Source organism: Bradyrhizobium sp. USDA 326 (assembly GCF_049739485.1).
Taxonomy (GTDB): domain Bacteria; phylum Pseudomonadota; class Alphaproteobacteria; order Rhizobiales; family Xanthobacteraceae; genus Bradyrhizobium.
This window is the reverse complement of sequence record NZ_JBMGQA010000001.1, coordinates 7595357-7621599: the sequence shown is the minus strand read 5'-3', so window position 1 is coordinate 7621599 and position 26243 is coordinate 7595357. Positions and strand designations below refer to the sequence as shown.

General features: G+C 64.6%; 25 protein-coding genes. 15 read left to right on the top strand and 10 right to left on the bottom strand.

The features are described from left to right. Nucleotides 1-1020 (bottom strand): patatin-like phospholipase family protein, encoded by a 1020-nt coding sequence (locus ABIG06_RS36235; protein WP_370140430.1) that lies wholly within the window; start codon nucleotides 1018-1020, stop codon nucleotides 1-3. A 246-nt stretch (nucleotides 1021-1266) separates the two neighbouring features. Between ABIG06_RS36235 and ABIG06_RS36230 the strand changes: the two genes are divergently transcribed. After that, nucleotides 1267-2340, top strand: coding sequence for a hypothetical protein (locus tag ABIG06_RS36230; RefSeq protein WP_124157509.1), 1074 nt, complete (start codon nucleotides 1267-1269; stop codon nucleotides 2338-2340). A 323-nt stretch (nucleotides 2341-2663) separates the two neighbouring features. After that, nucleotides 2664-2903, top strand: coding sequence for a hypothetical protein (locus ABIG06_RS36225; protein ID WP_245454354.1), 240 nt, complete (start codon nucleotides 2664-2666; stop codon nucleotides 2901-2903). A 139-nt stretch (nucleotides 2904-3042) separates the two neighbouring features. On the opposite strand, the gene ABIG06_RS36220 is transcribed toward ABIG06_RS36225, so the two are convergent. Beyond that, nucleotides 3043-4035, bottom strand: a complete 993-nt coding sequence (locus tag ABIG06_RS36220) for a zinc-dependent alcohol dehydrogenase family protein (protein WP_370140429.1) — start codon at nucleotides 4033-4035, stop codon at nucleotides 3043-3045. Nucleotides 4036-4135: 100 nt separating this feature from the next. On the opposite strand from ABIG06_RS36220, the gene ABIG06_RS36215 reads away from it, so the two are divergent. The 3 genes from ABIG06_RS36215 to ABIG06_RS36205 all read left to right on the top strand — a co-directional run bounded on the left by ABIG06_RS36215 (nucleotide 4136) and on the right by ABIG06_RS36205 (nucleotide 8436). Further along, complete coding sequence (locus ABIG06_RS36215; protein WP_370140428.1) at nucleotides 4136-4996, top strand: LysR family transcriptional regulator; 861 nt, start codon at nucleotides 4136-4138, stop codon at nucleotides 4994-4996. Nucleotides 4997-5455: 459 nt separating this feature from the next. After that, on the top strand, nucleotides 5456-5839 hold the full coding sequence (locus ABIG06_RS36210; protein WP_124157511.1) for a hypothetical protein: 384 nt from the start codon (nucleotides 5456-5458) through the stop codon (nucleotides 5837-5839). 134 nt (nucleotides 5840-5973) lie between these two features. Then, nucleotides 5974-8436, top strand: a complete 2463-nt coding sequence (locus ABIG06_RS36205; RefSeq protein WP_370140427.1) for a putative bifunctional diguanylate cyclase/phosphodiesterase — start codon at nucleotides 5974-5976, stop codon at nucleotides 8434-8436. Here ABIG06_RS36205 and ABIG06_RS36200 read toward each other — a convergent pair. The 3 genes from ABIG06_RS36200 to thrS form a co-directional block, all read right to left on the bottom strand. Continuing rightward, nucleotides 8422-9687, bottom strand: a complete 1266-nt coding sequence (locus ABIG06_RS36200) for a serine hydrolase domain-containing protein (RefSeq protein ID WP_124157513.1) — start codon at nucleotides 9685-9687, stop codon at nucleotides 8422-8424. The genes ABIG06_RS36205 and ABIG06_RS36200 overlap by 15 nt on opposite strands. A gap of 63 nt (nucleotides 9688-9750) precedes the next feature. Continuing rightward, nucleotides 9751-10314, bottom strand: coding sequence for a nitroreductase family protein (locus tag ABIG06_RS36195; protein WP_199751233.1), 564 nt, complete (start codon nucleotides 10312-10314; stop codon nucleotides 9751-9753). Between the two features lie 93 nt (nucleotides 10315-10407). Beyond that, nucleotides 10408-12450 carry a threonine--tRNA ligase gene (gene thrS / locus ABIG06_RS36190; protein WP_424578555.1) on the bottom strand — a complete coding sequence of 681 codons (2043 nt, stop codon included), beginning with the start codon at nucleotides 12448-12450 and terminating at the stop codon, nucleotides 10408-10410. A gap of 185 nt (nucleotides 12451-12635) precedes the next feature. Here thrS and ABIG06_RS36185 point away from each other — a divergent pair, with 185 nt between their 5' ends. Both ABIG06_RS36185 and ABIG06_RS36180 read left to right on the top strand, forming a co-directional pair. Further along, nucleotides 12636-13808 (top strand): MFS transporter, encoded by a 1173-nt coding sequence (locus ABIG06_RS36185; RefSeq protein WP_370140426.1) that lies wholly within the window; start codon nucleotides 12636-12638, stop codon nucleotides 13806-13808. A 90-nt stretch (nucleotides 13809-13898) separates the two neighbouring features. Continuing rightward, complete coding sequence (locus ABIG06_RS36180; protein WP_124157517.1) at nucleotides 13899-14267, top strand: hypothetical protein; 369 nt, start codon at nucleotides 13899-13901, stop codon at nucleotides 14265-14267. Between the two features lie 50 nt (nucleotides 14268-14317). Here ABIG06_RS36180 and ABIG06_RS36175 read toward each other — a convergent pair whose 3' ends face one another. After that, on the bottom strand, nucleotides 14318-15631 hold the full coding sequence (locus ABIG06_RS36175; RefSeq protein ID WP_199751234.1) for an alpha/beta hydrolase: 1314 nt from the start codon (nucleotides 15629-15631) through the stop codon (nucleotides 14318-14320). Nucleotides 15632-15943: 312 nt separating this feature from the next. On the opposite strand from ABIG06_RS36175, the gene ABIG06_RS36170 reads away from it, so the two are divergent. Together ABIG06_RS36170 and ABIG06_RS36165 are read left to right on the top strand one after the other, a co-directional pair. Next, nucleotides 15944-17311: an APC family permease gene (locus tag ABIG06_RS36170; protein ID WP_370140425.1), complete on the top strand. Its 1368-nt coding sequence runs from the start codon at nucleotides 15944-15946 to the stop codon at nucleotides 17309-17311. Between the two features lie 14 nt (nucleotides 17312-17325). Then, entirely contained in the window at nucleotides 17326-18528 is a 1203-nt protein-coding gene (locus tag ABIG06_RS36165; protein WP_370140424.1) for a hypothetical protein, read from the top strand. Between the two features lie 121 nt (nucleotides 18529-18649). Here the strand turns inward: ABIG06_RS36165 and ABIG06_RS36160 are convergent, their stop codons facing one another. Then, nucleotides 18650-19207 (bottom strand): helix-turn-helix domain-containing protein, encoded by a 558-nt coding sequence (locus ABIG06_RS36160; protein ID WP_370140423.1) that lies wholly within the window; start codon nucleotides 19205-19207, stop codon nucleotides 18650-18652. A gap of 357 nt (nucleotides 19208-19564) precedes the next feature. On the opposite strand from ABIG06_RS36160, the gene ABIG06_RS36155 reads away from it, so the two are divergent. From ABIG06_RS36155 to ABIG06_RS36145, 3 genes are read left to right on the top strand one after another with little or no spacing between them, the layout of a single operon-like run. After that, on the top strand, nucleotides 19565-20878 hold the full coding sequence (locus tag ABIG06_RS36155; protein ID WP_370140422.1) for an MFS transporter: 1314 nt from the start codon (nucleotides 19565-19567) through the stop codon (nucleotides 20876-20878). Between the two features lie 55 nt (nucleotides 20879-20933). Further along, nucleotides 20934-21455 carry an MOSC domain-containing protein gene (locus ABIG06_RS36150; RefSeq protein ID WP_124157523.1) on the top strand — a complete coding sequence of 174 codons (522 nt, stop codon included), beginning with the start codon at nucleotides 20934-20936 and terminating at the stop codon, nucleotides 21453-21455. Continuing rightward, complete coding sequence (locus ABIG06_RS36145) at nucleotides 21452-22408, top strand: PDR/VanB family oxidoreductase (protein WP_370140421.1); 957 nt, start codon at nucleotides 21452-21454, stop codon at nucleotides 22406-22408. Before ABIG06_RS36150 ends, ABIG06_RS36145 begins: the two co-directional genes overlap by 4 nt. Before the next feature lies 1 nt (nucleotide 22409). Here the strand turns inward: ABIG06_RS36145 and ABIG06_RS36140 are convergent, their stop codons facing one another. Together ABIG06_RS36140 and yidD are read right to left on the bottom strand one after the other, a co-directional pair. Beyond that, the gene (locus tag ABIG06_RS36140; protein WP_370140420.1) at nucleotides 22410-22616 is read right to left on the bottom strand and encodes a hypothetical protein; all 207 of its coding nucleotides are present in this window, start codon (nucleotides 22614-22616) and stop codon (nucleotides 22410-22412) included. 91 nt (nucleotides 22617-22707) lie between these two features. Next, the gene (yidD, locus tag ABIG06_RS36135) at nucleotides 22708-23046 is read right to left on the bottom strand and encodes a membrane protein insertion efficiency factor YidD (protein WP_124157526.1); all 339 of its coding nucleotides are present in this window, start codon (nucleotides 23044-23046) and stop codon (nucleotides 22708-22710) included. Between the two features lie 239 nt (nucleotides 23047-23285). Here yidD and ABIG06_RS36130 point away from each other — a divergent pair, with 239 nt between their 5' ends. Next, entirely contained in the window at nucleotides 23286-24179 is an 894-nt protein-coding gene (locus tag ABIG06_RS36130) for a hypothetical protein (protein ID WP_199751235.1), read from the top strand. Nucleotides 24180-24300: 121 nt separating this feature from the next. Here the strand turns inward: ABIG06_RS36130 and ABIG06_RS36125 are convergent, their stop codons facing one another. After that, on the bottom strand, nucleotides 24301-24756 hold the full coding sequence (locus tag ABIG06_RS36125; protein WP_124157527.1) for an iron-sulfur cluster assembly scaffold protein: 456 nt from the start codon (nucleotides 24754-24756) through the stop codon (nucleotides 24301-24303). Between the two features lie 253 nt (nucleotides 24757-25009). On the opposite strand from ABIG06_RS36125, the gene folE reads away from it, so the two are divergent. Both folE and hisI read left to right on the top strand, forming a co-directional pair. Then, nucleotides 25010-25702 (top strand): GTP cyclohydrolase I FolE, encoded by a 693-nt coding sequence (gene folE / locus ABIG06_RS36120; protein ID WP_124157528.1) that lies wholly within the window; start codon nucleotides 25010-25012, stop codon nucleotides 25700-25702. 27 nt (nucleotides 25703-25729) lie between these two features. Next, nucleotides 25730-26152, top strand: coding sequence for a phosphoribosyl-AMP cyclohydrolase (hisI, locus tag ABIG06_RS36115; RefSeq protein WP_124157529.1), 423 nt, complete (start codon nucleotides 25730-25732; stop codon nucleotides 26150-26152). The last annotated feature ends 91 nt before the right edge of the window (nucleotides 26153-26243 follow it).

Below are 26243 nucleotides of genomic sequence, written 5' to 3'. Positions count from 1 at the left end.
TCATTCCTGCGCTTTCGGCGCGGTGCCCTCGGGCGCCGGCGCCAGCACATGGATCGCCTCCTGGATCGAATCCAGCGCGCGCTCGGCGGCGCGGGTGCCGAAGGCGATGAGATCATCGGCGCGGTGGAAGTCGAACCAGCCGATCTGGCCGACGCGCGGCGTGATCAGCATGTCAGGTGGGTCGCCGGCAAGGCGGGCGCGGGTGATGCGGTCCTGCATGATGTTGAAGGCATCGACCATCACCGAGGAGATGCCGGGCCGGCCGCCGCCGCCGAAGAACTCGCGCTTCACGGTTTTCTCCGGCGAGAACAATCGCGGAAAGCGCCGCTTGACCGCCGTCTCCCCGGCCACGGGTGCCACCTCCTCCGGCATCGCGCCGTGCGAATAGATCGTCGTGGAATGGGTGAAGATGTCGCTGGAAAGATTTGCGGCGATGACGATTTCGGCGCCGAGCGCCCGGGCGGCCGAAACCGGCACCGGATTGACCAGCGCGCCGTCGACCAGCCAGCGGTCGCCGATCAGCACCGGCGCGAAGATGCCGGGCAGCGCATAGGAGGCGCGCATCGCGTTGACCACGCGGCCGCGCGTCAGCCAGATCTCGTGGCCGGTGCGGACCTCGGTCGCCACGGCCGCGAACTTGATCGGAAGGTCCTCGATCTGGATTTGGCCGCAGGCCTCCTCGAGCCGGGTTGCGAGCTTCTCGCCGCCGATCAGCCCGGAGCCGTTGAGACGGATGTCGAGATAACCGAGGATGTTGCGCATGCCTTGCAGGCTGCGGCCCCATTCTTCCAGCGTGTCGAGCTGGCCGGCCGCATAGAGGCCGCCGACCACGGCGCCGATCGAGGTGCCGACCACGACGTCGGGCACGATGCCGTTGGCGAGCAGGGTCTTGATGATGCCGATATGGGCGAAGCCGCGCGCCGCGCCGCCGCCGAGGGCAAGGCCGATGACCGGCCGGCGAATGCTGCCGAGCCCCACTTTCTCGCCATTGGAGCCTCGACCCTTCAATCTATCCAGCACCGAAACCCTCCTACGCCGAGGCCCGCCCGCATCACCAGACTAGGCACCGCTCTTGCGCTCCGCCATATCAGGGGTGAAGCATGGTTTATGCCGCTTTGCGAAGGGCACTGGGCAGGAGTATGGCGAGGGATGGTCTGCTCTGGGTAATCACGTAAGCGTCAATCGGGTTCCAGCGCTCGTGCGCGGCCGTATTTGTCGGGGTTTCAGAGGCTTGAATTTGCCGCGTTTTCGGTGAAAGCAGGGGGCATGACACGCGGGGGTGACGGCATCATCGGATGGCGGCGCAGCGGCAGGCTGCTGCCGGCGCTAATCCTTGCCGCGTGCCTCGTCGAATCCGGCCAAAATGCCGCGCAGGCGCAGCTTTTCTCCGATCGTCCGCCGCCGGTGCCGCCGGCATCGGTGCCCGACCCCGGCGGCGCCGTTAACCTGGCACCGCCCTCCGGGCCGGGTGCCGGACCTCCGAGCCTGCCGCCGACGCTGATGCAGCCTACTACGCCCAGCATGCCGCCGCCCGCGTTCACGACCGTGCCGCCGGCCGCCCCGCTGAGCGCGGCCGTGCCCGGACAGGGCGTGCTGTCGCTGACCGCGAAATACGGCAAGGATTCGGCCTCCATTACCAGCGGCCTGGTCTGGCGCGTGTTCGCCGACCGTCCCGACGAGAACGGCACCTTCAAGCTGATCCGCGAGGATCGCAATGCCGCCCCCAACATCGTGCTGCCGCCGGGCAACTACGTCGTGCACGTCGCCTTCGGCCTCGTCAGCGCAGTGCGCACCGTCAGCCTGAAGGCCGAGACCGACCGCGAATCCTTCGTGCTGCCGGCCGGTGGCCTGCGCATCGAGGGCCGCGTCGGCACCAGCCGCATTCCGCAGAACCAGATCTCGTTCGCAATCTACAAGGGCAGCCAGTTCGAAGCCGGCGAACGCGCCTCGCTGGTGCCCAACGTCGCCGCTGGCGACGTCGTCCTGATCCCGGAGGGCACCTACTACATCGTCTCCAATTACGGTGATGCAAATTCGGTGGTGCGCTCGGACATCCGCGTCCAGGCCGGCAAGCTCACCGACGTGACCATCACCCACCGCGCCGCGGTCATCACCCTCAAGCTCGTCAGCGACAGGGGCGGCGAGGCGCTCGCCAACACCGCCTGGTCGGTGCTGACCCCCGGCGGCGACGTCATCAAGGAATCGATCGGCGCGTTCCCGCGCGTCGTGCTCTCCGAAGGCGAATACCGCGCCATCGCCAAGAACGAGGGCAAGGTCTACGAGCGCGGTTTCAACGTCGTCAACGGCGTCGACGGCGAAGTCGAAGTCGTCGCGCGGTAGAACGCGGGCGGCGCTGCCTGCGGCCTGACTTGATGCACCGCACGATGGTTCTCATCCAGCGCACGGGCGTGCATCCCTTGTTACCGCCAGATCGCTCCCGGTGTCGGGAGCAACCGCTCTTCGCCGCCGCAGCCCGCATTTTTGACCAGAATGGCCTCTTGGGGACAGAGGAAACACCGTTGATCAGGGCTTATTCCCGCACCTCGCGGCTTCATCACACCGCGGTGCACGATACGAATTTCCGATGATCAATTTTATTCTCTTTCTACCGCGGTGGGTTATATGTCGGGCATGCATCTCATGGGGGGAGCCGGAGCAGACTTGTGCGTCTGCGAGACCGGCAAGGAGCAGGGACCAAGCCCGTCGGCATGTTCGAAGTGATCCTTACCAGGCGCAAGCGGTTTGGCTGGCGGTGGCAGGTGTGCGACCAGTCCGGCAAGATATTTGCCGATGGCTTCGAGCGCACCCGGCCGTCTGCCAAGTATCAAGGCGAGCGCGCGTTGTTCTTCCTGTTGTCGCAGGCCCATCTGCGCAACCGCTCGGCCGCGTCCAGCGAGGACTAGCGCACAGCTTCGTGAGCCGGCTCGGGCTGCAGGCTCGCCTGAAGCATGATCCGGAAAAGTGTGCAGCGGTTTTCCGAAAAGATCATGCTTGAACGACAACCTGAAGCGCGATGACGATCCATCCCGATCGCACCGCGCTTCAGACATCGACCACCAGCTTTCCCTTTGCCGCGTGATCGCGGATCAGCGCATAGGCGTCGCCGACATTCTCCAGCGTAAAGCGCCTGGGATCGAGCAGCGGCACCAACTTGCCTGCCTCCACCAAGCGCGTCGCCTCCATCATGATCTCCCCATGATGCGCGCGCCCTTCGCCCGAGAGCAGCGGCAGCAGCGTGAACACGCCGGAATAGGTTGCGGCGCGGAACGACAGCGGCGCAAGCGCGTGCGTCCCCCAGCCGAGCGCACTCACAACATGGCCGAAGCGGCGGACCGCTTCAAAGGAGGCGTCGAGCACCTTGCCGCCGACGGTGTCGTAGACGACGTCGAAGCCGCGGCCGCCGGCATGCTGCGCAACATAGGTTTCGACCGGCGTGTTGCGGTCGATGAACACCGCGCCAAGACCTTCGATCGTGGCGCGCTGCGACGCCGAGCCGGTTGCGAACACGTCGGCTCCGAAGGCGCGCGAGATCTGGATCGCGACATGGCCGACGCCGCCGGCGCCGCCATGAATCAACACCTTCTGGCCGGCCCCTAGCGAGGCGCGGTCGATCAGGCCTTCCCAGGCCGTGATGAAGATCAGGGGCAGGGCTGCCGCTTCCCGCATGCTGAGATTGGCGGGCTTCGGCGCCAGCAGGTCGGCATCGACCGCGGCGAACTCGGCCAGCGATCCCTGCACGCCGCCGACGCCTCCGGTCATGCCATAGACGTCATCGCCCGGCTTGAACCGGGTCACCTCGTGTCCGGCCTGCTCGACCACGCCGGCGAGATCGATCCCGGGAATTGCAGGCAGCGGATGCCGCGCGTGCGGGGCCGCGCCGGCATGGATCTTGGTGTCGAGCGGATTGACTCCGCTCGCGCGCACCCTGACCAGCACCTCGCGCGGGCCGATTCCGGGCGTGGAGATGGTCGAGAGCCGCAGCGGCGCCTTGTGCGCCTCCAGCACGGTTGCACGCATTGTCGATGGTTTGGTCATGATCGTTCTGCTCCGGTTGTTTCCCCAATATGCCCATGAATTTTTGCATGGAAAGCAACAGCAATGTACGATCGTCGTGCATTATTGCATGAGGATTCCGATGGACTGGAGCGATCTGCGCATCTTCCTGGCGATCGCGCGCGAAGGCACGCTCGGGGCTGCGGCGCGAAAGATCGGCCAGACTCAGCCGACCATGGGCCGGCGGCTTCGCGCGCTCGAACAGGCGTTGGGACAGACGCTGTTCCAGCGCACCACCGACGGCTTCGTCCTCACGGACGAGGGCACCGCGGTGCTGCGCCACGCCGAGCGGATCGAGGAGGAAGCGCTCGCGCTTCAACGTCACGTCTCCGGCGCGGAGACGCAGCTCGATGGCCTTTTGCGCCTGTCGTCGTCGGACTGGTTCGGGACGGTGATGCTCTCTCCGGTGATCGCCGCCTTCGGCAAGCGTCATCCGAGGGTGACCGTCGAGCTGCTGACCGATGCGCGCCTCTACAGCCTGCCGCGCCGCGAAGCCGATCTCGTCTTCCGCATCAAGCCGTTCAGCGAGCCGGAGATTATTTCCAGGAAGCTGCTGCACATTCCCTACGCGCTCTATGGCAAGAAGGGCAGCAAGCCGCCGCGCGCCGGCGACGGGCGTGGCGTCCGTGTCGTGACCATGAACGTCGAATTCGCCGACATGCCCGATGCCGCCTGGCTGAAACGCGCGCTGCCCAATGCGGAAGTCGCTTCGCGCAGCAATAACAGGCAGGCGCAGGCCGAGCTCTGCGCGAGCGGCGGCGGATTGGCGGTGCTGCCGCGTCCGCTGGGCGACCGCGATCGCCGCCTCGTCGCGCTTGACATCGGTACGTCGCCGCCCGGCCGCGATACCTTCGTCGGCTATCACCGCGACCTCAAGCGCCTGGCTCGCCTGCGCGCGCTGCTTGATCTGGTGATCGAGCGGTTGGCGGGCGCGCACCCGTAGCAGCCCGGCCGAAGCCGACGACAGGCTACAATCCCTTGCGTTGCCTGACAGGCGAAACACCCAATCCATCGGTCAAGACGCCTTGCCGAAAATATTCCGCTTTGCCGAAATTCGGAAACGGCGTATGTATCGCCGCAACCCGGCCCAAGGAAGAGGGGCGTATCGCGATCGTCACGAACGCGGGCCGGACGGCGGTGGACGCAGGTGACATCGGCGCGAATGGCTTTCGCAGGGCGGGCGACCGTGAGCGGAGGCGTCGCGCACACGACCGGTGTGATCGGCGTACGGCAAAATCGTGTGGTCCTGGCGCCCGGGGTCTGTGCGCCAAGTGTTGCGGTGATGTGGCGGCCCGACCGGGTTCGCGCATCAGTCATCCGCAAGGCGACGGGGGCAATAGTGCATCGCTCCCCGGGGAGAGCACGACATAAGCCTTAAAACCACTGCGCAGGGAAGGCCGGGATGTCCTGGCTACACCTGTATGCCGCTGTGCAGCTTCTTGTTCACGCAGGATTTCGCACAGTGGACCTCGGGTGCCAGCGGGCTCCCGGTCTTCCCTGCGCCCTTTTCATTTCAGAGGGTGAGAAATCGAAGCAAAGCTCGGGCGAGATGCGCCGCGAGGATGCGCAGCTGTGTCTGCGATTGAACTGCGAATTGGAGGGCGGCGCTGCCACCCACACACTCCGTCATTGCGAGCGCAGCAAAGCAATTCAGGCCGTCTCAACGGAAGGATTCTGGATTGCTTCGCTGCGCTCAATGACGCTGTTGATGCAGTTGCGCGCAGCGCGTTGCGGCATTGCGTCGCGTCCGGGACACGTGAGCATCGCCTTTGCACAACTGTCATAGTCTCTAACGACCACTAACCAATGCCTGACTTAAAACTGTCATAATCGCTGAATGGAACCCGCGCCCGCGCGCTTTTTACACGTCATTAAGCGCGTCTGCATTGGATGCGCCGGCAAAGTGCGTTGGGGACTGCCATGAATGCCGCGAAGAGGTTGTCGGAAAAGCCGGCCACCGAAATGTTTGACGACATACCGGTGCTTCTGCGCAAATGGCATGCGGCTTTGAAACCGGGCGAGCGGCTGCCGCGCTACGAGGACGTGATGCTCGGCAGCCTCGGACGGCTCGCCGACCACATTGCGCTGCTGAAGAGCGACGGCGTGCTCGAACTGTCGCGTAGCGGACGTTACGTGCAGACATGGCTCGGTGAGGAAGCCTGGGACATTCCCGTCGCCGAACTGTCGCCCGATTGTGCCGCGGCGCTGTCGGAAGCAGCGGCGAGCGCGCTTGCGACCGGACGGCCGCACCAGGGGAGCGCGCATTGCGTGCGCGACGGCATGGTCAGGACCTACGACGTGCTGGCGCTGCCGACGTCCTCGCGCTGGGGCGCAACGCTGGTCGGCGCCTATGTCAACGAGCGCGGCGCGCAATACAATCTCCTCGACGCGATCTTTTCCTCGACCGACGACGCGGTGGTCTCCCTGGTGATGCTGCGCGACGCGGGCGGCAGGCCGTTCGATCTTCAGGTCGTGCATCACAACAAGAGCGCGGGCGCGATGCTGGAGGTCGCGAGCGGAAGTCTGTTGTGGCGGCGGATCGGCGAGGGCGGCACGCTGCTGGCCTTGCCCGAGGTGATGGAATTCCTTTTCAAGGCCGTTTTGGGCGGTCGCGGCGAACAGCTCGAAATCGAGAGCGAGGGACGCTACCTCAGGCTCAGCGCCACCGCCTTCGCCGACGTGGTTTCGCTGACGATCTCCGATGTCACCGCGCTGAAGCGGCGAGACGCCTCGTTCCGCCTGCTGTTCGACAACAACCCGATGCCGATGTGGGTATTCGATGCGCAGACCAAGGAGTTCCTGGGCGTCAACGACGCCGCTGTTCAGCATTACGGCTATAGCCGCGACACCTTCCTGCGCATGAAGCTGCACGAGATCTGGCCGGAGGACGAGTGGGACAGCCACGCCGAGGCGCTGGAGCACGTCGGCGACGCCTATCGCTCCTCGCGCAACTGGCGGCATCTGCGCGCCGACCGCAGCGAGATCGAGGTGCTCACCTTCGGCCGCCGCGTCGCCTTCGACGATCGCGACGGCTACCTGGTGGCGGTGGTCGACATCACCGAGCGGCGCAAGGCCGAGGCCCGCATCGCCCATATGGCGCACCATGACGGGCTGACCGACTTGCCGAACCGCGAACACTTCCAGGAGCGCCTGAAGCAGGCGCTGGGCCAGGCCGATGGAAAACGGGTCGGCGTGCTCTACATGGATCTCGACCTGTTCAAGAACATCAACGATTCCTTCGGTCATCCGGTGGGCGACCGCCTGCTGAAGCAGGTCGCCGAGCGCCTGACCACCGTGGTCCGCGGCGCCAATCTCGCGGCGCGGCTCGGCGGTGACGAGTTCGCCGTCATTTTGGCGGCCGACGTCTCGCCGAACGAGGTCAGCGCCTGCGCGTCCCTGCTGATCGACATGGTGAAGGCACCTTATGATGTCGACGGACAGGAGATGGTGATCGGCGCCAGCATCGGCATCGCGCTGTCGCCGGGCGACGGCACGACGCCGGAAGAGTTGATGCGCAATGCCGACATGGCGCTGTACCGGGCGAAATCCGAAGGCGGTGGCGTGCACCACTTCTTCGAGCGTGAGATGGACCTCCAGGCGCAGCGGCGCCGCGACATGGAGCTCGACCTTCGTCGAGCGTTCGCCAATGGCGAGTTCGAGCTGCACTATCAGCCGCTGGTGGCGATCGCCTCCGACCGCATCTCCGGCTTCGAGTCGCTGCTGCGGTGGCGTCACCCGGACAAAGGCATGATCTCGCCGGCGGAGTTCATCCCTGTTGCCGAGGACATCGGCCTCATCATCCAGCTCGGCGAGTGGGTGCTGCGCGAAGCCTGCGCCGAGGCCGTCAAATGGCCTGCCGAGGTCAAGGTCGCGGTCAATCTGTCGCCGGCGCAGTTCCGCAGCCGCAACCTGGTTCAGGTCGTGATCTCGGCCCTGGCGCAGTCCGGCCTGTCGCCGAAGCGGCTCGAGCTCGAGATCACGGAGTCGATCTTTTTGGCCGAGACCGATGCCAATCTCGCGATCCTGCATCAGTTGCGCGAGCTCGGCGTCGGCATTTCCATGGACGATTTCGGCACCGGCTATTCCAGCCTGAGCTATCTCCGCAGCTTTCCCTTCGACAAGATCAAGATCGACCGCTCCTTCGTCAAGGATCTGGCGCAGCGGCCAGACTGCGGCGCGATCGTGCGCGCGATTTCCGGGCTCGGCCGCAGTCTCAACATCACCACGACCGCGGAGGGCGTGGAGACCGAAGACCAGCTCGACTGGCTGCGCGCCGAAGGCTGCAACGAGGTGCAGGGATTTCTGTTCAGTGCCGCGCGGCCCGCGGCCGAAATCGGAAAGCTCCTCGCCGATTTCGGTGAGCGCACCTCACGGGCGGCGTAGTGCGGGCGGGTAGCAGTCGTAGACGAGCGCCTTGAACGCCGGTGTGATGCGGCTGCGCTCGTTCTGGGTCTGTTGCATCATGAGGTAGACCATGTCGAGCTTGGGATCGACACCGAAATAGGTACCGCTGCCGGAGTCCCATTTCAGTTCGCCGAACGAGCCCGGCGGCGGCGGTTTTGCGTTGCCGGGATCGGTCCGCACCGCAAGGCCGTAGCCATAGCCGAAGCCGTCGCCAGGGAAATAGAAATAGTCGCGTGCGACGCCGGAGCCCGGCCCGATGTGATCGGTCGTCATGGACTTGAATGCGGCCGGGCTGAGATAGCGCCTGCCCGCGAACTCGCCGCCATTGAGCAGCATCTGCGAGAAGCGTTGATAGTCGGTGATGGTCGAGAGCAGGCCGCCGCCTCCGGATTGCCATTCGGGATGGTCGAGGCGCTCGCGTTCGCCGGCAAGCAGGATGAAATCGTTCGGCAGTGGCCGCGCCATCCGCGCAAGCTCGTCCTCGGTCGCGAGCACGAACTTTGTGCTGTTCATGCCGAGCGGGTCGAAGAGGCGCTGCTTCAGGAACTGATACAGCGTCTGGCCCGAGATGATCTCGATGATGCTGCCGAGGACGTCCGTGGAATGGCCGTAGCGCCACAGCGTTCCAGGCTGCCGTGCCAGCGGCAGCCTGGCGATCCGGTCAGCGAATTCCCTGTTGTTGAAATGACCTTCGAAGATGTTGGCAGCCTTGTAGGCATGCTCGACCCATTCGGCTCCGATATAGTCGTAGCTGATGCCCGAGGTTTGCCGCAGCAGATCCTCGATGTTGACGGGACGGACCGGCGGCACAAAGTCAAGTTCCAGCTCGCCGTGCGGATCGGTGGTCTGGAGGCCCACCTTGGTCTTGGCAAAGAGGGAAACGTATTTGGATACGGGGTCGGTGAGCGCAAGCTTGCCCTCGTCGATCAGCATCATCGCGCCAAGGCACGTGATCGGCTTGGTCATGGAGTGGATGGCGAAGATCGTGTCCGGCGTCATGGCGAGGCCGGTCCTGGTGTCGCGCACGCCGAAGGTCTTCAGATAGACCGGCTTGCCGTGCTGCTGGATGAGGATCACCGCGCCAGGCAGTCGGCCGCTCGTCACCTCGTTGTCGAAATACGCCGTGATGCGGTCGAGCCCCTCGGACGAGGGGGCGGGAATATCGCCGGCCCGGCTTCGCACCATCGAGCCGGCGAGCATGGCCCCGATAAGAAATTCGCGCCGTCGCATCCAGGCTTCCTCCCTCGCCGGGATCAAAGCCGCACAACGTTTGGGGCGTCAACAAGCCCTCGATTAAAAACGCGTCACAATTTCCGAAAGGCACGGTCGCGGACGGTCCTCGCTCGGTTTGGTCGGCGTGCCGATATGGACGAGGCCGGCGAGCTTCTCGTCTGGCTTGAGGCCGAGCCCATCAAGCACGTCGCGGTCGAAGGCGAACCAGCCGGTCAGCCAGCAGGCGCCGTAGCCGAGCGCGGTGGCGGCCGTGACGATGTTCATGGCGCTGGCGCCTGCCGACAATTCCTGCTCGAACGCCGGCACTTTCGGATGCGGCTTGGTGAAGCTGACGATGCCGATCACCAATGGCGCATCGGTGAGGCGCTTGCGCTCGATCTCGACGTCGGCCGCCGGCGCGCCCGGATTCTTGCGGGCGAAGACCCTCGCGATCACCTCGCCGGCGCGCTGGCGGGCATCTCCCTCGAAGATGATGAAGCGCCAGGGCGCGAGCTTGCCGTGATCGGGCACGCGCGCGCCGATGGTCAGGATCGTCTCGAGCTCGGCCGCCGAAGGGCCGGGCCCGGTCATTTCGCGCGGCTTGACAGAGCGGCGGGTCTTCAGGAGTTCGATGGCGTCGGGCACTGCGATATCCTCTTCGGCTGGTCGTCGGGCGTGCCATGCCGAGATAGGCATGCACGCCCGCAACCGGAAGCGAATTTAGATCGATTTCAGGGATCAGACGCCGCTGCGCGCCCGCCGGACATCCGGCGGGGTCGCCTCGTCGACGAGCGCGGCGATCGCTTCCGCCGTGCTCATGACCTTCTGACCGTCGCTGCCGAGGCGGCGGACCGAGACCGAATGCGTCTCGGCTTCCTTCTTGCCGACGACGAGCAGCGCCGGGATCTTGGCCAGCGAGTGCTCGCGGACCTTGTAGTTGATCTTTTCGTTGCGCAGGTCGATCTCGACCCGAAGCCCCGCGCGGCGCGCCTGCTCCAGTACCACCTTGGCGTACTCGTCGCCTTCGGAGGTGATGGTCGTGACCACCGCCTGCACCGGCGAGAGCCAGAGCGGGAAATTGCCGGCATAGTGCTCGATCAGGATGCCGATGTAGCGTTCCATCGAGCCGCAGATCGCGCGGTGCACCATCACGGGGGGCTTCTTGCCGCCGTCATGGTCGATGTAGAACGCGCCAAACCGCTCCGGCAGGTTGAAGTCCACCTGCGTGGTGCCGCACTGCCAGTCGCGGCCGATGGCATCGCGCAGAACGTATTCGAACTTCGGCCCGTAGAAGGCGCCTTCGCCCGGATTGATCTCGGTCTTGATGTGATTGTTCTGCGACTGGATCTCGCGCAGCACGGTGGCCATTACGCGCTCGGCGTGATCCCACATCTCGTCGGTGCCGACGCGCTTTTCCGGCCGGGTCGACAGCTTCACGGTGAGGTCGCCAGTGAAGCCGAAATCGGCATAGGTCGACAGGATCAGATCGTTTATCTTCAGGCATTCCTCGGCGAGCTGGTCTTCGGTGCAGAAGACATGGGCGTCGTCCTGGGTGAAGCCGCGCACGCGCATCAACCCGTGCATGGCGCCCGACGGCTCGTAGCGATGCACCACGCCGAACTCGGCGAGCCGCAAGGGCAGGTCGCGGTAGCTCTTCAAGCCGTGCTTGAAGATCTGCACGTGGCCGGGGCAGTTCATCGGCTTCAGCGCAAACCAGCGCTTGTCCTCGGCCTCGTCGCCGGCCGACTGCGCCGCGAACATGTTCTCGCGATACCAGCCCCAATGGCCCGAGGTCTCCCACAGCACCTTGTCGAGGATCTGCGGTGCATTGACCTCGTTGTAGTCGCCGGTCAGACGGCGGCGCATGTAGGCGATCAGCTGCTGGAAGATGGTCCAGCCCTTCGGGTGCCAGAACACGACGCCCGGGCCTTCCTCCTGGAAATGGAAAAGGTCGAGCTCGCGCCCGAGCTTGCGATGGTCGCGCTTCTCGGCTTCCTCGATCTGCTTGAGGTAGGCGTCGAGGTCCTCCTGCTTGGCGAAGGCCGTGCCGTAGATGCGGGTCAGCATCGGGTTGTTGCTGTCGCCGCGCCAATAGGCGCCGGCCACCTTCATCAGCTTGAAGGCGTTGCCAACCTTGCCGGTCGAGGTCATGTGCGGGCCGCGGCAGAGATCGAACCAGTCGCCCTGGTAGTAGATCTTGATCGGCTCGTTGCCGGGAATGGCGTCGACCAGTTCGACCTTGAATGCCTCGCCCTTGTCGCGGAACACCTGCTTGGTCTTTTCGCGATCCCAGACTTCCTTGGTGAAGGGTTTGTCGCGCGCGATGATCTCGCGCATCTTCTTCTCGATGGCGGCAAAGTCTTCCGGCGTGAACGGCTCGTTGCGGAAGAAGTCGTAGTAAAAGCCATTCTCGATCACGGGACCGATGGTGACCTGGGTGCCAGGCCACAGCGTCTGCACGGCTTCGGCCAGCACGTGTGCGCAGTCGTGGCGGATCAATTCGAGCGCGCGCGGATCGTCGCGATTGACGAATTCGATCTTTGCGTCATCCTCGATCGGGTCGTTGAGATCGGCGACCACGCCATCGAGCGCCATCGCAACCGTGCGCTTGGCCAGCGACGGCGAGATGCCCTTGACGATCTCGAGGCCGGTGATGCTCTTGTCGAACTGGCGCTGAGCGCCATCGGGGAAGGTGAGGGTGACTTTGGCGGCAGGGGTCACGGGCTTCAGATTGGACAGGCTGTACTGGAAGCCGGACTCGGATTTGGGCTGGTCGGTCATGCTTTTCTCCTGAGGCTCACTCCTGCGAACGAGCGCAGGTAAGCGGGAACGAGCGATATATCAGGCGATTCGGCCTGCGCAATCCGGCAAATCCAAGAAAGTGATGCGCAAAAGCCGGGACATTGCACCAACTATTTCGGGCAATGCCCTTCAACTGGCCGCAAGCCTGCTCTACATGCACTTGCATGGAAAAAGCCCCCGCCGCCGGCCGTTTTGCGCCAACTGCCCTGATGCTCGGCAATCTCGTCACCGGCTGCTCGGTGCTGGCGCCGGCGGGCATGCTGACGGAATTGGCGGCGGGACTCGAGGTCAGCATCTATGCGGCCGGGCTCCTGATCACGTTCGGCGCGGTCACGTTGTGCATCGGCTCGCCGCTGACGGCCTGGCTGACCAGCCGCGTCGAACGGCGGACGCTGCTCGCGACGACCCTTGCGGTGCTCGCCTTCGGCAATCTCGCGTCGGCCTTTGCGCCCGACTACGCCAGCCTCCTCGTCATTCGCCTCGCGATGCTCGCAGTCGGCGCGCTCTACACGCCGCAGGCCGCCGGCACGGCAGCGCTGATCGTGCCGGCGGAACGGCGCGGCAGCACCATTGCGTACATTTTCCTTGGCTGGTCGCTGGCAGCCGCCGTCGGCCTGCCACTGATCACTATCATCGCCAGCCGCTATGGCTGGCGCGCGGCCTATGGCGGGATCGGCGCGCTCGGCTGCATCAGCTTGCTGCTGTTGCTGCTGCGTCTTCCGGCGGGGTTGAAGGGGGCACCCGTCGATCTGAAGACATGGGCCGCAGTCGGCCGGAGCAGGACGATCCTGCTGCTGCTTGCGATCACGATGTTGCAGATGTCGGGGCAGTTCGTCGTGTTCACCTACATGGGGCCGCTGCTCAACAAACTCACCGGCGCCGGTGCCGATACGATCGGCATGGTGTTCGCGCTTTACGGCGTCTGCGGTTTGCTTGGCGTTGTCATCGCGACCCGCATCGTCGACACCTCGGGGCCCTATCGCACCTCGCTGCTGTTCACCTGCCTGCTGCTTGCCGGGATGACCGGCTGGGCGCTCGGCGCCGGCTCGCTCGTCTTGATGACGGGCGCGGTCGCGACCTGGGGCCTTGGCTTCGCCTCCACCAATTCGATGCAGCAGGTGCGGCTGGTCACGGCTGCGCCGCCGCTGGCATCGGCGACCGTCGCACTCAATACCTCGGTCCTCTATATCGGCCAGGCCGTCGGCTCCGCCATCGGTGGGCTGCTGTTTGCCCACGAGTTCCTGCACACGCTTGGCTTCGTCGCGGTCGGTTTCGTCGTGCTGGCACTGATCCTGGTGGTGCTGACCCGGCCCCGTCCGGTCGCTGCCACGGCCTGACGTCCGTGTTTGGTCTGCGCAAGGCGCTTGGCAAACCGCGCGCGAGGGCGCTAGAACGCCCGTCATGGGGACCAAAGAGAGTTGACTGAGATGAGGATGATTCTGGCGGTTGCCGCGGTGCTCTATTCGGCCTCCGCATTTGCGCAAACCGAGAAGCCACCGATGGTCGGGGATAAGCCACTGGTGCAGGTCAAACCCAAAGAGGCCGCGGCCAAGCCCGCTGCGGCAGCGAAGGGCAAGCCGCAGTCGATCGCCGTGCGGCTCCAGGCCTGCCTCGAGATCGACGACGGCACCAAGGATCGCCTCAACTGCTATGACGCCGTGATCCCGCCGGCGCCGAAGCCGAAGCCGGCGAAGGCCAAGGGCTACGCCGATTGCCGATTCTTGAAGGAAGAGGACGAGCGGCTGGCCTGCTTCAACGGCTTTGCCGAGAGCATTCCGAAGCTGCCCAAGAACTGATAGTGACCGGGCGAAGGCTCGGCTGCCGATTGGGCTTAAGCAATACAGGCTTAGCGGCTCGGTGATCGACTGGTCGAGGCGACGCGCGTGAGCGCGAGCGACGGCGTTGCCGACATCTTCACCAGCACGTCCTTGAGCGGATCCCGCGTCCAGGCGCGCGTCACGTAATCGCGATGGGTGATGCCGTCGCCGGTCTCGACGAACACCACGCTGCCGGGACGAATCGGCCCGTCCATGTTCTCGGCGACGCTGATGCCCTTCTGGCGCAGCATGCTCATCAGCTCGCGGTCGCGCCGCGCCGTGTAGCGGGTGTAGGAACTGACGAAGAAGCCGGAACGATGGCTCTCGATCCAGGAGGCGAACTTGTCCAGTTCGCCGTAGATGGCGTCGAGCAGCACCACGCCGCGGACGCGGTCGCTGATGCCGCCGACCTCCAGGCTCCAAGCCGTCGGCAGGAAGCCGCCGCTGTAGCCGACGATCACGATCGGCATGTCGGCGAAAGCGCGCGCACTGTTGGGATCGCCGGTGAGGCGGGCGAGATGATCGGCCGATTCCGCCATGAAGCGCTTGAACCCGCCCGGTTGCCAGAACTTGCCGGCGCTGGAATCGGCGGCGTCGACCGCCATCTGCGGCGCAAGCAGGATGGCATTGGCGCCGGAATCGGTGATCTGCTTGGGCACCAGCTGGCGGTCGCGCACGTCGCGCTCGAGCGTTGCGCCATTGCCGTGGAAGAACACCACGATCACGCCCGGCTTGCGCACGTCGAAATGCTCCGGCACGTGCACCAGCACCCGGCTGTCATTGTAGGTCTCGTCCTGCCAGAACACGCGACCGGAAAAGCTGCGGTGGCCGCGGCGGTCGCCCTTGGAAATGTTGAGGAAGGGCGCGTCGGAGGCGGGGTTGTTGCCGAAGTAAGGAAAGGCCGACGACTTCATGCTGACCAGTGTCGTCAGGTCGTCGCGCGGTGGGCGCTGGTACGGCACCTGCGGCGCGAGCGAGGCGACCTTATAGGGCGCCTGCTCTGGCTGCTGCTGCACGGCGCGTTTGGGTGAGAAGTCCGACATCTGCCGTTGCAGGAAGCTCTCGCTCGCCGAGGGGAAGCGCTCCCTGAACTGCGGGGCAGGGAAGCGATCCTCGAACGTGTCGGCGCTGGCAACTTGTCGGGTGTTGGTCTTGGCGACCACCTGAACATTCGCTTGCGAGTTCGCCGCCAGCGCCGCCGGATCGGGCGCCTTGCCGCATTGAACCAGCGCAAGTGACAGCGGCACTGAGATCAGGCCGACCCGGAGCACACGACCGTGCCGACCGGACGACGTCCGATCGACACGAATGTCAGCTCTCACATTCGGAACGGCCCCGACCATCCAGCCATGACCCCAATCCAGCGGCAATGTTTAAGACAATTGAGCCGACTGGCGTTTAGGCGACGTTAAGTGTCCGGAGTAACTTCCCCACATCCGGAACGCTCAAAAGGACCATGCAATCGTGTCCTGATTGTGGGGAGGGAGAACGGGAAATCCGGCAAATCCAGGCGTCGTCTTCCAAAAGCGCGATTAGTCGGTGTTTTGGTACCCGCTGCCGTTGCCTCATTTAACCCTTGTTAACCCTGCTTGAATTGACTGGGCCGAACTGCACGATCGGCCTACGAGGCGAGACGCCTGAGGTTAAGGACCGCGATGACGGCATCACATGCGGGAACCGCAGCCTGGACGGGCCGGCTGATCGGCGGCGCGGCCGGGATCTCCGTTCCGGTCGCAACCGCCATCGTCGTGGCCGACATGATCGGGGTCGGTGTCTTCACCAGCCTCGGCTTTCAGGTCAAGGATATCCCGTCCGGTTTCTCGATCCTGCTGCTCTGGACCGTCGGCGGCATCGTCGCGCTGTGCGGGGTGTTCGCGTACAGCGAGTTGGGCGCGATGTTTCCGCGCTCGAGCGGCGAGTACAATTTCCTCGGCCGCGCCTATCATCCGGCCTTCGGCTTTCTCGCCGGCTGGGTATCGGCGACGGTCGGCTTCGCGGCGCCGGTTGCGCTCGCAGCGATGGCGTTCGGCGAATACGCCAGATCGGTTGTCCCGGATCTGCCGCCGATTCCGCTGGCCATCGGCGTGGTGTGGCTGGTCTCGCTCGTGCAACTGACCGGCGTCCGGCACTCCTCGGCCTTCCAGCTGATCTCGACCATCCTGAAAGTCGTGCTGATCGTCGCCTTCCTGGTCGCCGGCTTCGTCATCGGCGTACCGCAGCCGATCGCCTTCACGCCGCAGCCGGGTGACATCGCCCACATCGTCAGCGCGCCCTTCGCGATCGGGCTCGTCTTCGTGATGTATTCGTTCTCGGGTTGGAACGCCGCGACCTATATCATCGGCGAGATGAACACGCCGCAGCAGAGCCTGCCGCGCGCGCTGCTTGCGGGCACGCTGATCGTGCTCGTGTTGTACGTCGCGCTGAACGCGGTATTTCTCTTTTCCACGCCGGTGAGTGCGCTCGCCGGCCAGCTCGACGTCGCCAGCGTCGCTGGCAGCGCCATCTTCGGCAGCCTCGGCGGCCGGATCGTCGGCGCCATGATTTGCGTCGGCCTGATCTCGTCGATCAGCGCGATGATGTGGATCGGGCCGCGCGTGATGATGACGATGGGGGAGGACATTCCGGTCCTGCGCGTGTTCTCGAAGCGATCGGTGAGCGGCGCGCCGGCCTATGCCGTCCTGTTCCAGCTCGCCGTCGCCAATCTATTGTTGTTCACGCGCAGCTTCGAGGCGGTGCTCGACTTCATCCAGTTTGCGCTGCTGTTCTGCTCGTTCTTCACGGTCGCCGGCGTCATCAAGCTGCGCATCACCGATCCCGACCTGCCGCGGCCCTATCGCGCCTGGGGATACCCGTTCACGCCGCTCGTTTTCCTGCTCGTGACCACGTTCATGATGTACTACCTGTTGACTGAACGGCCGGTGCAGTCGATCTCAGGGATGCTTGTCATGCTCGCGGGCCTGTTGATTTATGCTGTCTTCCGCAGGCGGCCGGTTGCCGCTGGCAATTCATCACACCGCGAATAGAGATGTTTCAGTTCATGAGAATTGCGGCCGTCGCCTTCGCCCTGCTGGCTGCGGTCGTCTCGTCCGCGCATGCTGCTGACGCCGGCTTCGATGACACCGCGCGCTTTCTTGCGGGCATGGAGCCCTCGGCCGACTCGCCACTGGTACCGCTCACAAAGGATCCGGGCTGGCAGCGCCATGCAAAGTTCTTAGACAACGCCTTCGCTCAGCTCGAACAGCGACAGCTGTCGAAGATCCGCAGCTGGGCCGACGCCAATTTGGCCGCGCCCCGGCCGACCATGTTCTACATGTTCAGCGGCCCGGATTTCCTCTACGCCAATGCATTCTATTCCAAGGCCGGCACCTACGTGCTCGGCGCGCTGGAGCCGGTCGGCGCCGTGCCCGACCTGACGCGGCTGCCGCGAGGTTCTGTAGCCGCCGCGCTCTACAACGTCGAGCGTTCGCTCGGCTCGATCCTGAGCTTCTCCTTTTTCATTACCAAGCAGATGAAGGTCGACCTGAACGCCAACCAGGTCAACGGCACCTTGCCGATCCTCTATGTCTTCCTCGCCCGCTCCGGCAAGGCTATCCGCAATGTCGAGATGATCGCGCTCGACGACAGGGGCGGCGTGCATGTCGGCGACGACAATCCGGGACGAAACGCCACGCGCGGCATTCGCATCACCTTTGTGGGCAGCGATGGGGAAGCGCGTACGTTGTATTACTTCTCGACCGATCTCTCCAATTCCGGGGCTCGCGCCGCAGGCTTCCTGAAGTTCTGCCAGACACTCGGGCCCGGCAACAGCCTGCTCAAGAGTGCGTCCTATCTGCTGCACTCCGGCAACTTCACCGTCGTTCGCGACTGGTTGCTCGCCAACAGTGCCACCATCATCCAGGACGATTCCGGCATTCCGCTCGCGAACTACAATGCGCGGCAGTGGCGGTTCTTCCCGTTCGGCCGCTATCTCGGGCCGATCGACGAATTCCCCGGCCGCTACCAGGAGCGCTACGCCGAACTGTTTACGCGCGCCCAGCCGATCGATTTCGGCGTCGGCTACCGCTGGCGGACGCACGAATCGAATTTGCTGCTGTCGGTGAAGGTGCCGGGCAGCGAGACCGCGCCGGCTGCGGAGACCAGTTCGGCCGCCGAGCCGCCGCCGAAGCCGCCGCGCCCGAAGCGGCTGCGGCCGCCGGAGTCGGTCCCATCGTCACAGGGACGTTTTTTCTGGTTTCGCTAGAGCATGTTCCGGAAAAGTGTGCAGCGGTTTTCCGAAAAGATCATGCTCAAACAATAACCAAAGCGCGATGACGATTCATCCTAATCTCATCGCGCTTTAGGGGATTTGCGAAGGTTGGGCGTCAAGAGCTCTGGGCCACGACGACCAGCACTTCGGCCTTGTGCCGGCCGAGGCTCCTGACCTCGTGCGGCGTCTCGCCCGAAAAATACAGGCAGTCCCCCTTGCCGAGGACGAGCTCTTCGCCGTCGAGCTTGATCGCGATCTTGCCGTTGACGACGAACAGCAGTTCCTCGCCCGCATGCGAGGCGCGCGTCGCCGACTTGTGCGGCGGGCTCAGCAGAAAAGGCTCCATCATCTTGCGGGTGCGACCGGTCGCCAGCGGGACCACGCCGAACGTGTCCTGGAACAGCGGCACATTGCCGTCCTGGCGGCGGAACAGCGTGTAGCGCGGTGTCGGCTCGGCGTTCGGGTCGAAGAAGTTCGCGACATTGACCTCGAGGGCGGCGGCCATTCGCAGCAGCGCGGCCAGCGATGGGATCTTGAGGTTACGCTCGACCAGCGAGATGTAGCCGCGGGTGAGGTCGCTTTGCCTCGCAAGCTGGTCCAGCGTCAGGCCCTTCGCGATCCGCGCCTGGCGGATGTTGGCCCCGACCGCCGTGGCTTTGCTGACGTCAAGCACGCATGAATCTCCCGAACTGCTCGGGCCTGTTTTGCAACAGATGGCGCCCGACTGCCAGCCCGGCGGCCGGCGAGGCGCCGCGCCGGTCGCCGCCAAGTGTATTCCAAAAGAAAACTTATGGGCAGAAATTTCAGGCAGAGGCGCGGATATTGTGAGCAGGTGAATTGGTATAACGCAAAAAATTGCCGAATATTGGTGCAATTCGTCCGCATTGCCGCGATCGTCGGCATTTGCCGCGTTCCGATGCGTTGATTTCCAACAGTAAACATGATCGATTTTTACCGCCGTGGTTGCCGACGGGCGCCACGGACCAAACCAACTGCTTTTCCCTGGCGCCGGTACCTTTTGGAGAGATCGATGACCGTAGCAGACGACGTAACCCTGAACGTAGCGCCAGACGAGGCGGCGAGCTTGCGACGGATCGTGTGGTCGAGCGTGATCGGCACCGCAGTCGAATGGTATGACTTCCTCATCTATGGCACGGCGACCGCGCTCGTGTTCAACAAGGTCTTCTTCGCCGCCGGCAACGCCACGCTCGCCACCATCGCGGCCTTCGGCACTTATGCCGTCGGCTTCCTGGCGCGGCCGCTCGGGGCTGCGATTTTTGGCCATTACGGCGACCGGGTCGGCCGCAAGGCGATGCTCGCGATCACGATCATGGTGATGGGCATCGGCACCTTCCTGATCGGCCTGCTTCCGACCTACCAGCAGATCGGCATTGCCGCGCCGGTGCTGCTGATCGGATTGCGCTTTCTCCAGGGTATCGGCCTCGGCGGCGAATGGGGCGGCGCCGTCCTGATGGTGGTCGAGAATTGTCCGACGCACCGCCGCGGCCTGCTCGGCAGCATGGTGCAGGTCGGCAATCCCATCGGCAATCTCGCCGCGATCGGCATGTTCGCGCTGGTGGCGAGCCTGCCGGAGAGCGACTTCATGGCTTACGGCTGGCGCATCCCATTCCTGATCTCGATCTTCCTGGTCGGCGTCGGTCTCTACATCCGCCTCAACATGGAGGAGACCGCGGCCTTCCGTCAGGTCCAGGCCAAAAAGGAAGTCGCAAGCCTACCACTGCTCGAGATCTTCAGGCATCACCGCCGGCCATTCTTCACCGCGGTCGGTCTGAAGATCTCCGAGATCGCCTATGCCAGCATCGGCGGCGTGTTCGTGATGTCCTATGCCACCGCCAATCTCGGCTTGCCGCGCGCGGTGGTGCTGAACGGTGCGTTCGCCGCATCGCTGGTCGCGCTGCTCGCCATTCCGCTGTTCGGCTGGCTGTCCGATCTCGTCGGCCGCAAGACCATGTTCTATGCAAGCTGCCTGTTCTCGGCGTTGTTTGCTTTCCCGCTGTTCTGGCTGCTCGACACCCGCGATCCCACCATCGTCATCTGCACCATCGTGGTCGCGATCACCTTCGGTCAGATGGTGATGTTCGGCATCGGAGCGCCGTGGTACTCCGAGCTGTTCACCGCGCGGCTGCGCTATAGCGGCGCTTCCCTCGGATTCCAGGTCGGCGCGGCGATCAGCGGCGGGTTGACGCCGCTGATCGCGGCCTCTCTGATGGCGTGGAGCGGCGGCGCGACCTGGCCGGTCTCGCTGCTGCTGATCGCCTGCGCTGCCATCACCGCGGCTGCGACCACGTTCGCGCCGGAGACGGCGAACAAGGAACTGACCTGATCCCGCGGCGCGCCGCTGCCTGCGGCGCGCCATCGCTTCTGATAAGGATTCTGTCATGCTCGATATCGTCAGCGCCGGCTCGGCGCAAAAAGCAGCACAGCTCGGTTGGACCGGAGTGGTGCGCTTTCTCCATCTCACCCCGCGTGCGTTCCTGCCGATGCGCGCGGCCGAGACCATCACCCTCGTCGCCGGGAAGGGAATCGAGGGCGACCGCTACATGATCGGCAACGAAGAGGGTTTTTACTCGCACAAGCCGGAAGAGGGCCGGCAGGTCACCCTGTTCGAACTTGAGACGCTGGTTGCGCTGAAGCGCGACGCCGGGATCGAACTGGGCCCGGAGGAGCATCGGCGTAACGTCACGGTGGAGGGCGTGCCGCTGAATCATCTCGTCGGCCGCCGCTTCTGGCTGGGCGAGACCCTGCTGGAAGCGACGCGGCTGTCGGTGCCGTGCCGGCATATCGAGGAGATCACCGGCAAGGCGATCTTCGATCCCCTGATCAATCGTTCCGGCCTCAACTGCAAGATCCTGCAAGGCGGCATCGTCAGGGTCGGCGACACCGTGCGGAATGCGGCATGAGCGTGCGACCCATCACGACGGTCAAGACGGTCGTCACCGGCATCGAGGAGGCGGGGGCAGGCATCAAACTGTTCACGCTCGCCGATCCCGACCGGTGGGAACTGCCGCCGTTCAAGCCCGGCGCGCATATCGATCTGCATCTGCCGAACGGGCTGGTCCGCACCTATTCGCTGTGCAACGAGCCCGCAGACAACACGCGCTATGTCATCGCGGTCAAGCGCGAAGCAGGTGGACGCGGGGGTTCGCGGGCCCTGCACGACGAAATCGGCATCGGCGATGTCATCGGCGTGTCGTTGCCACGCGGCGGACTTGGGCCCCAAGCTCCCATCGCGCGCTACGTGTTCCTGGCTGGCGGCATCGGTGTGACGCCGTTCTTGTCCATGGCGCGTTATCTCGAACGAACCAAGCAAGCCGACTTCGCGCTGCATCTGATCGTGCGCGAGGAGGTGCCGCTCGCCGCGCATCTCGGTTCGCTGGTCGAAGAGGGCCGTGTCATCGTGCATCGGACGTCCCGGACCGGCCGTCCCGATCTCGCAGCGCTCGTCGGAGAGGGCGGATCCGAGACGATGGTCGCCTGCTGCGGGCCGGAAAGCATGATCGACGATTTCGAGCGGGTGACCGCAGCTCGGCCCGCGACGAGTGTCCATATCGAGCGGTTCGTCGCACCGCCGCCGGTCATCGATCCCGACGCCAAACCGTTCACACTGTCACTGGCGCGCTCGGGCGCCGAGATCGAAGTGCGGGCCGGCCAGACCATGCTGGCCGCATTGCAGGAGGGAGGCATCGACATTGCGACCTCCTGCTGCGGCGGGATCTGCGGCGCCTGCAAGGTCGGCTGGATCGAAGGCAAGCCAATTCACCGCGACCGCATCCTGTCGCCCTATGAACGCGAGCGCTATCTCATGGTTTGCGTGGCGGGCTCGGACGCCGAGCGGCTGGTGCTGGACCTCTGAGCTACCAATGCACGCTCTGGCTCGGCACTATGAACGTCGTCGTTCCTGGCTGTGTCGCAAAACTCCTCGCCAGATACCAACCTGAGCCGAGGACGAGCGCGAGCAGGGCGATGATGGCGAGCAGGTCGATGGTTCTGGGATCGTATCCCCCGTGACCGAAGTTCGGACCGGGCCGGAAGTGAAAACGAGGGCTGATTTTCCAGCGCATTGTTGTTTCCTCCCGTGGGAGCATCAAAACAACGCGAGCGGAAAGTGCCGGTTCCGATCAGGACAGCGATGTTCAAAGCACCGCAGCAAAATCAGGATGCATTGACCCCGCGCCAGCGGCCGTAACGCCAGGGCAGATACCAGCGCGCACCTTGCGGCGCGGTGAGGGGCACGTTGTCGATGCCGGACGTGCCGAAAGGGTTGCAGCGGAGCAGGCGCGCGAGCGTCATCCAGCCGCCGGCCCAGAGTCCGAACCGTTCGATGGCCTCGTCGCCGTAGACGGAGCAGGTCGGCAAATGCCGGCAGTTGTAACCGACCAGGGGCGACAGCGTGTGGCGGTACAGCCAGATCAGCGCACGGCCAAATCTGCGCGGTAGCCGGAGCACACCGTCGATGGAGCTGGAACAATGCCCGCAGGCTGAATGCTTCATGTGCGCCTTGCTGCAACGTTAAGCGGGTATTGCCCGGTTCCGGCGCAGGGAACCGTAAGCTGTTGTTTACGCGTCATATTTTGCATGCTTTTTGGGAGCAGTGCAGCAAGTATCTATGGACGAACTGTATTCCCCCGGATACCATTTTTGTGACGTTCATGTGTAGACTCATTGAACGCAAAACGGGGCTTGCCTGAATCGGCTTTGGCTTAGTGCTTGGGGCTTGGGAAGGGACCAGTTTGAAACGTCTGACGTCGCTCAATCTTCGCGGCTGGTTGCTGGTGGGAACCGCCGTCTTTGGAGTCGCGCTGGCTGGCGCCGTCGCGACTTTCGGGTCGTCGGCCCGGGCAGGTAACACCCTGGAAGAGCGCAAGCTGCCGATGAAGTTCAGCTGGGTCGCCTGCGAGCCGAATTGCCGCGGCTGGATCAGTGCGGTCGGCATCATCACCGCTGATACGCCCAGGGATTTCGAAGAGTTCTCGCGCGGACGCCAGCTCGGGGGCGCGACCGTCGTCCTCGATTCGAGCGGCGGGTCCGTAAATGACGCGATCACGCTCGGCCGCCGCTTCCGCAATCTCGGGCTTTTGACTACGGTTGGCGTAAGCCTGCGCGGCGGGCAGTCGGCTCGCCCGGCGGTCGCGCCGGAGGCCTATTGCGAATCCATGTGCGTGTTCCTGCTGCTTGCCGGCAAGAAGCGCTACGTGCCGGAAGCCGCCCATGTCCGGGTCCACCAGATCTGGATGGGCGACCGGGCCGACGATGCCAAGGCGGCGAGCTACAGCGCGCAAGATCTGATGATCGTGGAGCGCGACATCGGCCGGCTCGCCAAATACACGTTCGACATGGGTGGCGCCGGCGACTTGCTGTCGCTTGCGCTCAGCGTTCCGCCCTGGGAAGACCTGCACGAGCTCGACGCCGGTGAGCTCAAGCTCACCAATCTGGTCACGACTGACCTCGTGGCTGATGTTCTGCCGCATGTGAACATCTCTGCGCCGGCAATGGCGGAGCTTGCACCGAAGACGCAGGCCAGGTTCGGCGCGGAACCGGAGCAGGCGGCCAAGTCGACCAAGACGGCGGAAGCCCAGGTGCCGACCGGCAGCGCGGCAGCGCCGGCTGCGGCGGCGCAGAAGTGAGCTCTTAAATCGCGGCAGTCATTCCGGGGCGCCCGTCAGCGCGAACGCACCCGAGAATCTCGCGCTGCAATCTCGGGATTCCGGGTTCGTCGCTCTGCGACGCCCCGGAACGATCAGAGTGTCAGCCCTGCGCCGCGGCCGGCTCCTTGGTCTTGGCCTCGATCTGGCCGATGGCATCAACCACGGCATCGAAGGTGAGAAGCGTCGAGGCATGACGCGCCTTGTAGTCGCGGACCGGCTCGAGGAACTTGATCTCTTCCCATTTGCCTTCGGGAGGGGCACCGTTCTCCTTCAGCATTTTGCGAACGGTTTCGCGTAACTCACGGAGTTCGCTGGCAGTCGAGCCGACCACGTGACTTGCCATGATGGATGAAGAGGCCTGGCCCAAAGCACACGCCTTCACGTCATGCGCGAAGTCGGTGACGGTGTCCCCATTCATCTTGAGGTCGACCTTCACGGTCGATCCGCACAGTTTGGAGTGGGCGGTGGCAGAGGCATCGGGATCCGTCAGCCGCCCGAGGCGCGGAATATTCCCGGCCAGTTCGATGATCCGCTTGTTGTAGATGTCGTTCAGCATGTGATGGAGTCCAACACGTCCACAGCCACTTCCGGGCCGGATCGGCCTTGGCGGGCGCCGTCCAGGGTCCTATATAGGGACGGAACTGGTGGAAAAATAGTCCAGCGGTGCGGTGGCGGTGATCCAGATATGCGCCGCCGGCGTTATGACCTCAGGACTTTCCGCCGAAATTTGTTCTGCTCAGGCGTCCGGCGGCTTGGCCGCCCCGTCTGCCGGTGACACTCCGGCCGCGAGGCCGTCGAACGGAGTCGATATGGACGCTGCAATCAAATCCATCCGCCCCAACAAGCCCTCTGACCGGCAGCCCGAGAGCCGCCCGGCCGAGCTTGATCCCGCCGAATTCCTCGCGGCCGCCGTTCGCGCCGACCAGCCACGCCCGGCTCGCGCCGAGGCGGAAGCCGCGGTGAAGACGCTGCTCGCCTATATCGGCGAGAACACCGAGCGCGAGGGCCTGCTCGACACGCCGCGCCGTGTCGTCGAAGCTTTCGACGAACTCTATCAGGGCTACCACCAGTGCCCGGCCGAGGTGCTCGACCGCACCTTTGGCGAGACCGCCGGCTATGACGACTTCGTCCTAGTGCGCGACATCGAATTCACCTCGCAGTGCGAGCATCACATGATGCCGTTCTACGGCAAGGCGCACATCGCCTATACGCCGGTGGAACGCGTCGTCGGCCTGTCCAAGCTTGCGCGCCTGACCGACATCTTCGCCCGCAGGCTCCAGACCCAGGAGCACCTGACGGCGCAGATCGCAGCGGCCATCGACGAGATCCTCAAACCGCGCGGCGTTGCGGTGCTGATCGAGGCCGAGCATACCTGCATGTCGGTGCGTGGCGTCGCCAAGCATGGCGCCTCCACCTTCACCAGCCGCTTCACCGGCATGTTCCGCGACAACCCCGCGGAGCAGGCCCGTTTCCTGTCCCTGGTGCGAGGCACGACGCGCTGACCTCGCAAGTAAACTCGCGAGGGTCCTGTGTCCGCTCACTCCCATGAGATCGAAGAAGGTGTCGCCTTCCTGCCCAGGTTCGATGCCAGCGGCCTCGTGACCTGCGTCGCGACCGACGTCGCCACCGGCGACGTGCTCATGGTCGCGCACATGAACGAGGAGGCGCTGCGCAAGACGATCGCGACCGGCGAGGCCTGGTACTTCAGCCGCTCGCGCAATGCCTTGTGGCGAAAAGGTGAGACCTCAGGTCAGACCCAGCGTGTCGTTGAGATGCGCACCGATTGCGATCAGGACGCGGTGTGGATCCGCGTCGAGCAGATCGGCGCCGCCTGCCACACCGGCCGGCGGTCGTGCTTCTATCGCAAGGTCGAGGCGGAGGGCGGGGGAGCGAAGCTGGTCTTCGCCAATGCGGATCGGCTGTTCGATCCGAGCGACGTCTATAAGACATGACGTCCGTCATTCCGGGGCGGCTCGAAGAGCCGAACCCGGAATCTCGAGATTCCGGGTTCGCGCTGTCGCGCGCCCCGGAATGACGCGGAGC

What these genes read in the sequence shown, in the direction of transcription:
- ABIG06_RS36200 (WP_124157513.1), bottom strand. Translation starts at nt 9,687, where the DNA reads ATGCGACGGCGCGAATTTCTTATCGGGGCCATGCTCGCCGGCTCGATG.
- thrS (WP_424578555.1), bottom strand. Translation starts at nt 12,450, where the DNA reads ATGACCGACCAGCCCAAATCCGAGTCCGGCTTCCAGTACAGCCTGTCC.
- ABIG06_RS36155 (WP_370140422.1), top strand. Translation starts at nt 19,565, where the DNA reads ATGACCGTAGCAGACGACGTAACCCTGAACGTAGCGCCAGACGAGGCG.
- ABIG06_RS36180 (WP_124157517.1), top strand. Translation starts at nt 13,899, where the DNA reads ATGAGGATGATTCTGGCGGTTGCCGCGGTGCTCTATTCGGCCTCCGCA.
- ABIG06_RS36185 (WP_370140426.1), top strand. Translation starts at nt 12,636, where the DNA reads ATGGAAAAAGCCCCCGCCGCCGGCCGTTTTGCGCCAACTGCCCTGATG.
- ABIG06_RS36140 (WP_370140420.1), bottom strand. Translation starts at nt 22,616, where the DNA reads ATGCGCTGGAAAATCAGCCCTCGTTTTCACTTCCGGCCCGGTCCGAAC.
- ABIG06_RS36165 (WP_370140424.1), top strand. Translation starts at nt 17,326, where the DNA reads ATGAGAATTGCGGCCGTCGCCTTCGCCCTGCTGGCTGCGGTCGTCTCG.
- ABIG06_RS36210 (WP_124157511.1), top strand. Translation starts at nt 5,456, where the DNA reads ATGTCCTGGCTACACCTGTATGCCGCTGTGCAGCTTCTTGTTCACGCA.
- ABIG06_RS36125 (WP_124157527.1), bottom strand. Translation starts at nt 24,756, where the DNA reads ATGCTGAACGACATCTACAACAAGCGGATCATCGAACTGGCCGGGAAT.
- ABIG06_RS36205 (WP_370140427.1), top strand. Translation starts at nt 5,974, where the DNA reads ATGAATGCCGCGAAGAGGTTGTCGGAAAAGCCGGCCACCGAAATGTTT.
- folE (WP_124157528.1), top strand. Translation starts at nt 25,010, where the DNA reads ATGGACGCTGCAATCAAATCCATCCGCCCCAACAAGCCCTCTGACCGG.
- ABIG06_RS36215 (WP_370140428.1), top strand. Translation starts at nt 4,136, where the DNA reads ATGGACTGGAGCGATCTGCGCATCTTCCTGGCGATCGCGCGCGAAGGC.
- ABIG06_RS36150 (WP_124157523.1), top strand. Translation starts at nt 20,934, where the DNA reads ATGCTCGATATCGTCAGCGCCGGCTCGGCGCAAAAAGCAGCACAGCTC.
- yidD (WP_124157526.1), bottom strand. Translation starts at nt 23,046, where the DNA reads ATGAAGCATTCAGCCTGCGGGCATTGTTCCAGCTCCATCGACGGTGTG.
- ABIG06_RS36145 (WP_370140421.1), top strand. Translation starts at nt 21,452, where the DNA reads ATGAGCGTGCGACCCATCACGACGGTCAAGACGGTCGTCACCGGCATC.
- ABIG06_RS36230 (WP_124157509.1), top strand. Translation starts at nt 1,267, where the DNA reads ATGACACGCGGGGGTGACGGCATCATCGGATGGCGGCGCAGCGGCAGG.
- ABIG06_RS36175 (WP_199751234.1), bottom strand. Translation starts at nt 15,631, where the DNA reads ATGGTCGGGGCCGTTCCGAATGTGAGAGCTGACATTCGTGTCGATCGG.
- ABIG06_RS36220 (WP_370140429.1), bottom strand. Translation starts at nt 4,035, where the DNA reads ATGACCAAACCATCGACAATGCGTGCAACCGTGCTGGAGGCGCACAAG.
- ABIG06_RS36170 (WP_370140425.1), top strand. Translation starts at nt 15,944, where the DNA reads ATGACGGCATCACATGCGGGAACCGCAGCCTGGACGGGCCGGCTGATC.